Origin of the sequence: Tabrizicola fusiformis, assembly GCF_013328815.1 — a bacterium.
In the GTDB taxonomy this organism is placed as follows: domain Bacteria; phylum Pseudomonadota; class Alphaproteobacteria; order Rhodobacterales; family Rhodobacteraceae; genus Fuscibacter.
Genome location: NZ_JABUHN010000022.1, coordinates 25,343 through 38,406, shown reverse-complemented (window position 1 = coordinate 38,406; position 13,064 = coordinate 25,343). Strand labels below are relative to the sequence as shown.

Annotated in this window: 6 protein-coding genes; all 6 read right to left on the bottom strand. The window is 60.8% G+C overall.

Going from position 1 to position 13,064, the window contains the following annotated elements:
* Positions 1 to 164: 164 nt before the first annotated feature.
* The 6 genes from HS053_RS20615 to HS053_RS20590 all read right to left on the bottom strand — a co-directional run bounded on the left by HS053_RS20615 (position 165) and on the right by HS053_RS20590 (position 12,921).
* A complete protein-coding gene (locus HS053_RS20615) occupies positions 165 to 848 on the bottom strand; it encodes a hypothetical protein (protein ID WP_174213127.1) in 684 nt (227 codons plus the stop codon).
* Positions 808 to 1,719, bottom strand: coding sequence for a DNA-processing protein DprA (locus tag HS053_RS20610; protein WP_174213126.1), 912 nt, complete (start codon positions 1,717 to 1,719; stop codon positions 808 to 810). Before HS053_RS20610 ends, HS053_RS20615 begins: the two co-directional genes overlap by 41 nt.
* 271 nt (positions 1,720 to 1,990) lie before the next feature.
* Entirely contained in the window at positions 1,991 to 4,234 is a 2,244-nt protein-coding gene (locus HS053_RS20605) for a hypothetical protein (RefSeq protein WP_198838907.1), read from the bottom strand.
* Positions 4,227 to 8,561, bottom strand: a complete 4,335-nt coding sequence (locus tag HS053_RS20600; protein ID WP_174213125.1) for a DEAD/DEAH box helicase family protein — start codon at positions 8,559 to 8,561, stop codon at positions 4,227 to 4,229. The genes HS053_RS20605 and HS053_RS20600 overlap by 8 nt, the downstream gene beginning before the upstream one ends.
* Complete coding sequence (locus HS053_RS20595) at positions 8,558 to 11,308, bottom strand: Hint domain-containing protein (protein ID WP_174213124.1); 2,751 nt, start codon at positions 11,306 to 11,308, stop codon at positions 8,558 to 8,560. The genes HS053_RS20600 and HS053_RS20595 overlap by 4 nt, the downstream gene beginning before the upstream one ends.
* Entirely contained in the window at positions 11,308 to 12,921 is a 1,614-nt protein-coding gene (locus HS053_RS20590; RefSeq protein ID WP_198838905.1) for an N-6 DNA methylase, read from the bottom strand. Before HS053_RS20590 ends, HS053_RS20595 begins: the two co-directional genes overlap by 1 nt.
* Between the last annotated feature and the right edge of the window lie 143 nt (positions 12,922 to 13,064).

The following is a 13,064-nucleotide window of genomic DNA, read 5'->3' as shown; positions in this document are numbered from 1 at the left end:
AGCCGCATCGACGACCTGCTGCCCTGGAACTTCAAGCCGTCAAGATAAGCTGACCGTGGTGGCCAGCGACCGCTTACGCTGGAACGCATGCGGACTGGCTAAAGCGTGTTCAGATTCAGGATGAAGGGGCCTTTAACATGCTGAGGAAGGTGTGAGTGCCTTACTCACCAATCGACGTCTTCGATATCGATTGCCTCGGGAACGCGCCTGGCGAGAAACACGCCGTAGCAGGGGCGTCCTGGCAGCGCTGCGGACAGTACTTCCTCCATCGCCCGAAAGTGACAGCCGGTGGTGAGGACGTCATCACAGATCAATATCCCCTCACGGACTCCGGCGAGCGCACCTTGCTCGAGCCGGTAAAGTGCGACCAACTCAGCGGGTGTGGGTCGCGCATCCGTATCATGCGCAGCAGCCGTGCTTTGGGTCTGGCTGACCAGTTCCCGGATATCGATGTCGTAGCCGTGTGAACGCCGTACATGGGCACTCAGATGGGCCAGCATTTCCATCATTCTATTATCGTACATCGGATCGGTGCTGGCCTTCGAAGGGGGGACCGGTACGAAGGTGTAACGCCGCAGATCGGTGTTTCCGAAGGCCTTGTGAAGCGCTGCGGCGGCTTTGCGGATGTTACGCGCCTTGTGGGACCATTCTGGGCGTCCTTGGCGATCCATCGGTTTTTTGAAATTGATGATCAGATTGTTGGTTGCACTGTAGGAGAACCCTTTGCGCGCGGTGTACTCGCCGAGGAAGAGGCAGTTGTCTTCTTCGTGTAGGTAGGAGTGATCGCCGCGCGTCAGCGCGTCGACCTTAGTGAGTCTTTCCGGGTATGAGCTGTTGTCGGATGTCATCGTAATCCCGGACGCGGATCGCGCCGCGCTCTTCGTAAGTGTGTGGCCAGGTCAGCTTCGGATTGCGGAAGCAGCTATCTAAAATGAAGAGTCTGCGTCCTTGTTTCAGTGCTGCGCGGGCTTGCACCAGCGTTCCGGAAGTTTCACCGGCTTCCACGATCACCGTCGCATCGGTTAGTGCGGACATGGTGACGTTGCGTGCGGGGAAGAAATGTCGGTTCGCGGTCGGGTTCGGTGCGCGCTCATAACGCGTCACGGGAACCTGGCTGATCAGCAGATGATTGGTTGCGATTTCCCTTTGAAGCGCTGCGTTCTCTTTCGGGTATGTCTGTGAAATTGGAGTACCGAGAACCGCAATGGTGCGGCCGCCCTCGCTGATCGCAGCCGTGTGCGCGGCTGCGTCCACGCCCTTCGCCAGTCCGGACACGATGGTGAAGTCATCGGCTAGCAGAGAACGCACTAGTTTGCGGGTGCGCCGGATCCCGTCTTCGGAGGGATTGCGCGTTCCGACAATCGCGACGGATCTGGGCGAATTCACCAGTTCCCACCAGCCCTGATAGTAGAGCAGTTCAATCGGATGCTCTGCATCCCGCAGGCGATCAGGGTACTCTCCGGCGCCATGTACACGTACGCCATAATGCCGAACACCTGCTCCAACGAGGGCGCGATGCACCGCGTTTGCGTACTCCGTCGATTGAGCCGGGGCGATGAAATCGGACGGGAGCGCTCCCGGCACCCTAGCGAATCGTGCGGCGATGGTCTTGAAGCTGGCATTGTCTTGGTCCCAAAGGGCTTCATATGCCCCAAGCTCCAAGAACGGCGAAACAGCCCGTGCTGCGAAATCTAGCGCACCGAAATCCAGTTGTGTCATTACTCTCCGTCTCAGGCGGCCTCCGCTCCTATGTGAACGTAAGGGGAACGATAGCAGGTTTTCGCTTCCGTGTCCAACGATGGTCGCAACCTAACCTCGCGACTATGGCAAATTGAAGCCGAGGATGTAAGCGAGTCGTTTGAGTGATTGAAAGCAACTTTACTGCATGAGGAGGCGTTCCTCCTTCAACTTCGATGGAAAACGGCCTCGATTATGTCGGAAGCAATCGGGTTGTAGCCGATGGCCTGAGCCCCGTGTTCCCTCCAATCGATCACGCGTTGGGATTAGATGTTGATGACTGATGCGAGGTATCGAAAAAGCCTATAAGATTTGGAGCGGTCCGCGGTTCCCATTCCGGGCCTCTACCGCCCTTCAGCGCGGCCCGCGACAGCAGCAGGTTAGATGCGATACAGCTAACTTCGGACACCATTACGCATGCCGGGCACGCGCCGCCGCGGATATCACACAGGCTACCCGATCCGCAGCGCAGCGTTCTCGGGTCGAGAGCCCGCTTTAAAAACGCCTCTGCGGAGTTGCGCCACATCGCGGAGATGTTCCCCAAGTCGGGCGTCATTCCTTTGCGGTAGATGACGAAAGAGAGGTCGGCGGGGAAGATGTGTTCCCCGATACCATCCCTGTCCACGCCCGATGTGTCCGCGAGCGAGTGCATCATCTGGTGCGACAATGTGTGCAGCAGCAGGTAGATGTAGGCTGGGAGGGTGCGCGGGTAACCACCCATGCCCTCGCGATCCTTGAACACTTCAAGGAAAGGCCCGAAGTCATCGTAGCGCTCTAGGTAGGCGCGGCCGACGTGTTCGCGGGGCACGTCGACGACCTGATTGGCCTCAAGCCAGCGCAGGACTCGGCCCTCGTCGAGTTTGAAGTATAGCGCCTCGTTGAGCTGTTGCGTGACGTAGATCGGCCGCTTGTTGTCGGGGATAGGCAGTTGGTCGAACGCCTTCAGCCGGACCGGCATCTCGACACGCTGACCGTTATGCTCGCGCTGGTAGATCGGAGTGGCCGAGACCCTCGTATAGCCGAAGCTAAATTCGCAGATCGGAAGGCCGCGGATCAGTACTAGGCGATCGACGCCAAGATGGCCGAGCAGCCTCCCAATGGTCTCTTGGTACTTCACCTTGCGCGCCGGATCGTTGACCACATCCGTGAGTACGACGTCCGGGGACATGACGTTGACCGCTTTGTGCTCCGTCATCGCCTGCTCGATATGCTCACGCACGAATGCGTCGTGCTGGATCGTCAGCCGGACGGGGTCGTAACGTTGCGTCCAGTCCTCTCGCATCGCGATCGCCTGCAGGATCGCTTGGCTGCCGAGCTGGCCGCGCTCGACGATACCATTAGCGAACCAGCCCTCGCGCAGCGAGCTCGCGTTGTCGCGGTGCCGGCGCGCCGCGTCGGCGCGCCCGGAACCTTCCGCCTTCTCCGCCATATCAAGGTAGGTTTCGTACTCGTCCCACTCGCCTGCACGCGTTTGGTCGGCCTCGACGCTCTTGCGGATCTGATCGCCGGACGGCTCGGCGAATGAGATTTCGTGAATCTGGGCGAGCCGGGCGATCAGCCCGTCGCGGCGTCTGGGGCTCATTAGTTCGACCACTGCGCTGTCTTTGAACACAATGAAGCTGGTCCGCTGAACATAGAAGGTCGAGTTTGCCCGGTATGAAACCGGTAGCATGTTGACTTCGATCCACTGGAACTGGCGGCCGCCCTCGTTCTGCTGGATCTGGAGACGCGTAAGCACATCGGGGTTGGCTTTCTTGAGCGACCTTGTCTCGCCGCAACCCTCACAGACGTAGCGCCATTCGGAGAACACAGGTGCTGTGTTGCGCAGCTTGAAACTCGACGATCCGCAGGTACACATCCTGATCTGCTTGGCGGTACCGGTCTGCGAGTCAAAGTTGTAGTTGAAGGGGCTGAGCGGCTCGATGTCGCCCGACCAGTGGGCGTAGACCACGTCAACCTGCGTCCAACGGGCCTCGTGGCCATTGCACTTCCTGGGTAGTGGCTGTCGCGCCTGATCGGCGACGCTGTCGAACTCGCGGGTCGATCCGCATATCCCGCAGCGGTACAGGAGCGGATAGGGTACGTAGCCGACCTTGTCAGGGCTCGTCATCTGGAAGTCGGCGCGCTGCACCCGCGCCTCGCCGGTTTTCGAGTCTCGGAACGGGGTGTCGAGGACGAGTTCCGGCAGTGCGTCGGGCAGCACTTTCATCACGCGATTGCGCCAGGTGGTCACTGCGTGGCTCAGATTCTCGAAGATCAGATCGACAGTCGTCGGGTTGAGGTCCTTCGCCTCGTTGGCGAGGGGAACGGAGCGACAAATGCCCTTGCCGCCCTCCCATGTCATCAGCACGCCCGGCGCGTAAGAGCCGGCGATCTGGACCCGCGAGCGCAACATCGTGGGCGGCTCCAGCGGATCGGGGTCGGCGTGGCCGACGCCGAACGATGAGGGTCTTCGGACGGAAGGGGCGCGCCAGTCTTTCTTGCCTGTATCAGCCATCTTTTCCCCCATCCGCGTCCAGCTCCGAGGCACTGCCGCGCTGGGTCCTTATAGCTTTCATCACTTTAGCCAGGTCGCGGCGGTCGACGTCCGATGACCTGCCGCGCGCGAGCGGGTCGCGCATCGCAGCGACGATGTAACCGGCTTCGTCGACGTCGCGCAACGACGTCATCGGAGGCTTGAAGACCGGGACGTCGCCCCAGTAGTCACGTAGGCTCGATATCGTGGCTAGACCGGAAATGTGCCGCGCGAACCTCTCGACCTGATTGTCGACGAGCCCGCGATAGAATTCCTCGTAGTACGGCGCCCCGAGGTGCAAAGCACCTTTTCCGGCGAAACCGCTCGCTCGGAGTATGAAAGAGACGAGTTCCTTTGTGAAACGGAGGTGGTCGCGCTTTTCCAGGGCTGCCAGCCGGCTGACTTGGTCCATGTGTGCCTCCTCGAACTTACGGGCGTCATCCTTGCCGATGAACTCGCGTGCCTCGCGCAGCATCGCCCAGGCTTGGACATACGAAGCCATCGTCCGCTTGATCGCGTTTTCCGCCCATCTCTCAACCGCCGGCGGCGCGATCATGCGTTCAAGGAAGCGGTGGAAGATGTCATGAGTCTCGACCACATAGCGGTCGCGTCGGTTCTGTGGCGTGGGCAGCAGCATGACGAAGCCGACATGGGTGCGGCCGACGCGGCTGGATGCCTGGATGTACTCGGCAATGTCAGAGGGAAGACCGGCAAAGAACATGCTGTTGAAGCGGTCGACATCGACGCCGTGGCTGATCGCCGACGTCGCCACGATGTTGCGCACGGTCTCGGCCACATCCGGATAGTCGGCTCCAACGAACGACCTGTCGGCGGCCTCCATCACCGCCTGTATATCCTTCATGTCAATGCCGCCGGAGATAAGGCGGCTGTCGAAAGCGATATGGGCGCGGCCGATACGGCGGTGCTCCTTTTCGACCGCTGCGCTCAGCGCGTCGATGACTTGGTCGCCGCCCTTCTTATTCGTAACGTACGCGAGGGCGATGCGATGCAGGTCCACGAGCGCCATGATCTCCGCATCACGACCCTGCTCGACGGCGCGATCGATGGCGGCACGGTGCCAGTCGCCCGCGCGACCTGGCGGGACCGATGCTCGGATTGCGGCGATCGTCTGAACCCGCTGCGCGCCGTCCAGCATGCCGTCCCACAGAGATGTGACGATGCCGTGGAAGGCGGCGAGGACTCCAACCGTCGTGACGGTGTGGGTAGCGTCGTTCGTCAACAGCGAAACGTAGAGGCGCATCCACGGCGCGGTCGCCTCTGGAACCTGCGCGAATGGGAGCGACTTGGCGAGAGTGACACGGTCCTCATTCTCTTCCGGTGGCGCGGCTGGCTCGGCGAAAAAGGAGTGGTAGAGGTCAGGTCCGGGGTAAGGGAAGCGCAGGGGGATGCGTTGGTAAAGCGTCTCCAACTGCCGTTCGGGTGCTGAGATAGTGGCGGTCGCCGCGATGATCTTCGGCATTCGGGGCGGACCCCAACCGACGCCGGTCCAGCGTCGAGCAACGCCCAGTGCGTCGCCCGCCATGTCGGCGATGTCCTCTAGCATCGTGTCGAGTAAAGTGTCGAACAAGCCGCTGAACGTGCCGAGGCTCTCTTCCAGCAGATGCGCCTCGTCCTGAATGATAAGCGATGGGAAGGGGTCGTGAAAGATGTGCCTGCCGCTCGCGTACGCGGGGTAGACATTGGCGCAGCGGTCAAGGGCGGGATCGCGTTTGAGGTCCGCCTCGCTGCGCGGGTTGCTGAGGTTGCCGCGGTGATCGACGCGCCTTGCCAGGCCAAACATGCCAAGCACCTTGCTGATTGTGCTGGTGTTTTGCCCTAGCATTGCCAGCTTATCTACGGTGCCCAGCACTATCGATGGCGCGCGCGCGTAGACGGCGTCATCCGTGAGGAGGAATGGCAGTGGGTGGCGACCACCATGCTCCTTGTTCCAATCGCAATCGTCGTTGAAGCAGAGGATCGCGGCGCGCCTGCCGTACTGACCATCGGTCTCGTCGCGTCTGAGGCCGGTTGGTTTGCCGCAGACCGGACAGTCCGGGATCTTATCGTACGCCTCGCGGGCGACAAGGTAGCGCCGGCCGCGATCTCGCTCCTGGTCATCGCCGGTCTCGCCATCGAGGCCACTGTCGTCCGGATGGTCATGATCGGTAGTAAGCGGGATGTCCGATTTGAAGGCCCCGTAGTTATTCGGCGTGTTCTGGCTGCCGACCCAGAAGCCCATCTCGAACGGCCATGAGCCGACGCTGTGACGCTTGCGGACCAATTCCGCCCTGGCAATAAGTTTCAGGAGCCGCTGGGCCTGCTGGAGGGTTAGCAGCCGCAGGGGATACCGGATCATCGCGGTGATGCCGCGGTCCTTGCCACGCAGCCGGTCGAGGAACATCGCGAAGAGCAGTGTTCCGTAGAACGCTTCAGACTTGCCACCGCCGGTCGGGAAGTAGAGAAGGCTGACGCCTTCCTCGTCGAGTCGAGGGTCGTGCGTTTCGCGCCACTCGTCCATCCTCGAAGCGAACACCGGCACGTGGGCGAGTATGAAAGCCATCTGGAACAGGCGCCATCCCCGGCCGGGGTCGGAGACATCGCGCGACGCAAAGGCCTCGTTCGCCATGGTCCAAGCTCGCCAAGGCGCGGCACGCCGCTCGAGGGCTTGGTTATCCCCGCCACCACAGGCGGCAAGCGCGTCCGCTGCCTTCTTGGACGCGATCAGCAGTTCGACGCCACGCTCAATGTAGCGCGCCTCGTCGCGTTGTGCCGCGATGTCCTTGCGCAGGCGTTCGGCCTCGATCGCCGCGTCGGCGGGTTCCAGCCCGGCCGTGACCGTATCCCGGAGCCTCGCTTCCTGACCGTCGATCCACTGCCTGTACTCACAAGGCAGTTCGAGCAGCCTAGATGCATCGAAATCTGGATCCTTCAAGACGGCAAACTGATAGGGCAGGTCGAGCTTGCGCGCGACGATCCGCGGCTGGGCGAAGCGGGGCGCGCACGTCGTGCGCAGGTGCAAGTTCGCTCCCTCGCAATGGGCCTCGACTCCGCAGTTGAGGCCTATAGCCGGATAGTCGAGGTGCTCGCGGAAACGATAGGATGGCTCGACGCGGTCGAGGCGCAGTGGGCGGTGCGCAGCCGATGGCAGCTCGATTGTAAGGCCGGCATCGAAGACCGTGTTGCAGCGGCCGCGCGCGTCGATTGGCGACTGCTCAAGCGACTGATTGTCGAGTGTGATGCGCATCGATAGAGCGCTCGGGTTGAGGAAGTCGGTCTGGCGCTCGACTTTGACTACGACGCGCGAGAGGTCGGGTACGACCCGGTTGCGATCCACCGGGCGGGTGGCGATCGCAGCCATTGCTGCACGCCATTTCTCTTCCGTCAGCGTTTCGCTGGGTTGGACTGTCACCTCCCGCCATGCCGTGGAGGCGCCAGGCCCGTTGACCCAAGCTTCGATTTGCGCGGCAACCGAGCCGCTTAAGGCACGGTTATACGTTTCGACTGCAGATTTGAGGTCTTCGTCGGGCGCATCATAGTTGAACTCGAGGGTTGGCATTTCGAGGTCCAGCCGTGTCCACTTCCCCGGGATTGGCGCTGGATCGACGAGGTGGAGCGGAAGCTCTCGCTGATCGCGAAGCAGACGCGGGATGGGCAGTACCGCTGGCTTGATGTCGTCAGGCGTGTTCGGATCTATGTCGGACGTATCTCTCGACACCTTTGCCGCATCGTCCGGATCTGCATCGCCAGAGACTAGCTTGATGCCGTGTGCGGCGTATGCTTTGCGCCGGACTTCGGTGAGGATCTGTGCTCGCGTCGCTCTGACTTTGGAACGCTTGGTCTCGTCCATCGCCTTCCAGTCAGGCTTTTCGACGCCCGCCGCTCGCAGCGCGGGCACGCGCTCTGCCCGGATCGCATCGTCGATCTGCTGCTGGATGTTCCTCTGCAGGCGGAAGTCGAACTCGAGTTCGCCGTGGGGCGCAAGGTCCAGCCAGTCGGGGATCACTCGGAGATAGACCGAGAACCGGGGCGTGACGCGTATCGGCCCACCTCCGCCAGCCACCGCAATCAAGTCAATGCCCACCGCCGCGATGCGGATGTCTGTCGTCTCATCATCCTGTCCCGACGTGTCGAAGCGCGGGAGGAGCTGGCTGGCGAAAATGCCCCTGCGAGGCGAACTACCGAGCAAGTTGCGGCCGCGCTCGTCCGCACCGGTGACGCGCTGCACCAGCGAATATGTCAGCGCGTCGCAGACGGCTTCCTTTAGTTCGACGTCAATCGCCGTTAGCTCGCTGTTCGACTTTCCCTTCATCGCGCCGTAAAGCTCCGAACCTTGTCAACGATAGCAACATGCTCTTCCGCCATAGACCTTAACATGCGGATTTGGTCGACCCGATCGCGATTGCTGCTTATGGCCGCGTGCGGATCGGTGAGAATTCCGCGAAAGGCATCGTGGAAGACGTTTCCGTAACGGATGCGGTGAGACCGCTGCGCGACCACCGCCCACCTCCAGAAGTTGCCAGCCATGCGTTCGCTGATGCCGAGGGCGGCGGTGAAGCGCATGAACGTGTCCTGATCCTGCGGCGCGTGCGGAACGACGTCGTGCAGAGGTTTTTCGATCTCTTCGCCGAGGTCGATCCAGTATCGCGCGGTTTCGGGCGCCACTGCGGGTTCGCCCATCGTGGCAACAAGTGACCGCAGCTTCCCTATCGTCGTCGGCTCAGGCATCGCAGCGAAGCGATCGGACACCAACTGGTGGTAGTCGCGGATCTCCTCCGCGGCGGTTGCGCGGATGTTCACCAACGTGCGTGCCCGCTCAATGAAGCCGTGGCCTATGACGCAAACCTCGTCGCCCACCTTTACTTGCGATGCCGGACGCTCGACGAACGAGGTCGTCGCCGCGCCGTCGTCGCGCAACACAATCTCGGTGCTGCGGCGAGCAATAATGCGCTGGCCGTTCTTTAATTCGATTTCGACGAGGTTTCGTTCGCCCTTGCCGCCGCTCAGGTCAACCACTGAGCCATTGGGGAATTCGACGTCGTCCGGCGGCATTTCGAACCGCACGACGTGCCGACCGATCTCCTCCACCCGCTCATTAGCTTTTCTTGCAAACATTCGCAGCCGGACTGCCAATGGCGCGATGTCGATTTCGTCCGCGAGACGCCCGGCGTCGCGCGCGGCGAATGCGAGGGTGTCGGCGTCGGCAAGAACGGTTACGTGCTCCGGAAGCCACGGCTGGGTAAGTGTCGTCAGGATAGAGGTCCGCGTCGGCGCCACGAGCACGACCCGCTTGAACTGGTTACGCGCAACCCGTGGCAGGTCAGCCACGCCTCTGAGTGTCCGTTCACCTCCGAAGCGAATGAACCCGGATTCGAGCCGCGCGGCCAGTTTAGGATGGGAGATACCAAGCCGGTTAACTGCAAACTCTGCGACCAGTTCCGACCTGAACACGAACACGGATTTCGAGCTGGACCTGAGCGCGGGCAATATCGCCGCCTCGAGTAGCGTGGTCATCGGTGTGGCGCTGCCGAAGTTGCGCATCAATTCGCGCGTGGTCGCCAGCGCGCCGGTCTCGGCGTCGACCTGATTGGCAAGGCCGCGCGGATCCTCCAAGGTTGCGAGATCGGCTGTAACACGGTAGATCGCAAGCAGATCGTTGGCTGCTGCGGTTGATGTCTCCTGTTCCAGAAATCTGCTCAACTCAGCGAGCGAGCCCGGCAGAGAGGCTGTGCGGCGAACCGTCGCGACTAGGTTGCGCACGACGATCGCTCCCTTAAGGTCACCCTTGTCGTCGAGGCTGTTCGCCAGGCGCCGAAGGGTCTCGATGTTTTGGTCGACTTCACCGAAGAAGCCGTCGACATCAATGCAATCGGCTCCTTCGAACGAGGGAGCCTCGGCTGCCACGGGGCTGACGATGTTAGCCACCTCGGAATAAGCAACGTGGCCGATCGCTGGTATCACCTTGCCGCCTCGCCCTGGCTTCCGAGTGCCCAGGACATCGAACCGCGCGGTGCGGTAGGTCCAGGGATCGTCGGCGATGGCGAGGATACCTGTCATAGGGTGGACCTCGCGCAGGGAGGCAACAAATTCGGTCGATTTGTCCACCCAATTCCAGCCTAACCGGGTGCGAGCATTTCGTGTGAGGTCGAGGATAAGCAGATCGGGACTTCGCTTAATAGCCCGCAGATCGGCGCTGATCTGGTCGCCAACACGAAGCGTGTACAGGAAAAAGTCGGCCTTCGACGGGTCGTCAGCGTCGCCCGATCTGCTCTGCTTGACAATGTCAGTCTTCGAGCGCGTCCTCCAGAGGAGTTTGCTATTAGCCGAGCGCTCACCGCGTGGCGAGCCATGCGGCACAATCTCGTCAAGGATCGGGTGTTCGAACTCGGCGTATTCACGACCGTCGGACGCGCGCCCTGTAAGGTTGCGGACCCGGGCGAGAACCTGATGGAAGTCCTTGGCGGCGTCGTCACCGCCTTTGACGTATCGCTTAACATGCTCAAAGTTGACGGTGCCGAGTACTTTCCGGTCAACCTGAACCTGTCGGGCCTGGGCATGACTGCCTCGCGCGTAGGGGAACACGAGTGCTCGCACTTCGTCGGATCGGCGGCGACCTGTCTCGGTGGCACCTTGGATGATGAACTGCTTCACTTCCGCGCTACCAATCGCAGCTATCGTGAGCAGTCCGGTGATCGCTGAAGGCGAAACCTTGACCGGTGGCCATGGCATAACGACCTGAACTGATCCGTCTGATGCAACCTCGGCGGCGGATCGCACCAGAAGAGCGTATGATGGAGTTAATACCGCCGTGTCGGATTGGCCGAGTTGGTGGAACGGCTGAGCAGCCAGGGCTGCCATATAGCGCTCGACGTCGCGCCTTGTGCGCTTTGGTATCGCTTGCTTACTTTGCATAGCGGACGTGACTTCCGCTCGGTCCGAACTGGCTTTTGCCATCTTCGAGAGCAACGACTGTCTCTTATCCAAAGCCGCGCGACGTTGCTCGGCGCGGTCGTCCAAATCTGCCCTAAGCGGTTTCGGGAATGAAGGGTTGCGTGCCATTAGGCGTCAATCGCCTCTTGGGTGGACCGGTATGCCGCAGCGGCGGCGGCCTCTGCATCGTCATTGCTCACGGCGAGGGCGGCAGCGAAGGCGGTCGGCGAGGGAAGATCGAGCTGCCTCAGCAAAGTCACTGACACTGCAGCTGTTCCCGAGACACGACGGTAGCGCTGATCAACAGCAGTGGTATTTAGAAGGCGCACTGCGAGAGCGAGTCTGTTGGGGTCCTCACAGGTTAACACGATAGTGTGGTTCTCACTCACGAAGCCTCCCCATGCGGAAATTACGGATGGATCGACCATAGCAGCAACAAGCCTGCGTGGCTGCTTGTCGTTTGTGGTTCGCTGCATCACGGCCGCGACGCCCATGATGATCGCAGTGCTGCTACTAGGGAAAGAAACGAAGTCAACACCCTGGCCTTTCTTGCCCGCTGGCCTACAGAGTTCTCCCGCTTTTATATTTTGCGCCCAGATGAGTGGGTAACAATGCTGCTTGCTCTGGAGCTTGCTAAAGAGCCGCGCCTTTTCCCGATTCCAAACGAAGTATCCCGCGCGAACGGTCACACCGTAATCGGCCAGTGTAGCGCCACCGATAAGCGCTGGATCGATAGCTGGCAGTGGCCAGGCACCACCTTGCTCTGCGGGCAACAGCTGCTTAATCGCTTGGCTGGTCGATGGCACAAGGCCCACGATGTGGAAGCTGACGGGTGCACTAGCGACGTGAACCTTGCCTTTACGGGCGATCAGAACACTGATGTCTTGCGCTACGTCGATGAATACCCCATCCCGCCCGGCGATTGATCCGACCGCGAGCACCTCGGCTTGAGAACGAATAAAGGCACGCATTCGGTCGTAGAGAGGGCCTGCTCGGAAACTGGACGGTATCACAAGCGCGACAATGCCGCCGGGCCTTGCCTGTCTGAAGCAGAGCTCTGTGAACAGGGCGTACTTGTTTATATGGCCACTGTGGGCAACTTTGCGCCAAGCCTTATCTTGCACGTCTTCTAGCGCGACACGGCCATACGGCGGGTTAGCGATCACAAGGCCGTAGGAGCCGGGAATCGTCACCTTCAGTGCGTCGCCTGTGATGATTACTTCACGGGGGAGAGGCTTGCCCAGTCTCTGGGCGATGAGGCAGTTGGAGAGCGCTGACAGCCCGGTATCGATCTCGATGCCGTTCAGGCGGTAGGCGACCTCCTCTGCATTCAGTCCGGCATTCACCATACGACCTGCAATAGTAGACAAGAAGGCTGCGCCACCGGCCGCTGGGTCAAGCACGGTGTCCGCTCCAAGGTCAAAGCCCGCCTTAATAGATAAGTCTACGACGGCGTCGGCGACAGTTGGCGGAGTGAAGTAGGTCGCCTGGGAGCGGCGTAGCTTTGTTGGAAGCAGAAGCGTATACAGTGTTCCGATCCAGTAGTGCCGCTCGTCGATGGGCAGTGCCTGCAGCATGCGCTGGAATTTGCTTCGGCAAAGATCCTCGTCGGTATGATAGAGCATGCCGAGACAGATGTCTGCGCGCGATTGAGCGCTGGAGGCGACCTCCGCGAGCATACGCGCAGCGGCTCGTGCATGCGCAAGCAACGTAGCTTTTGACCCCCAGTCGCCCAAATTCATCGCTCGCCTAAGCCTTGCCATAACGCAATACATGGCAACTATAGGATGATGAGTTAGTCGGCAAAAGTACTTTGAACGTTATTTGAGTTCCTAGGGTGCTTCAGATACAGAATGCTTCATGTGTTCAAGAAAATTCTTCACCC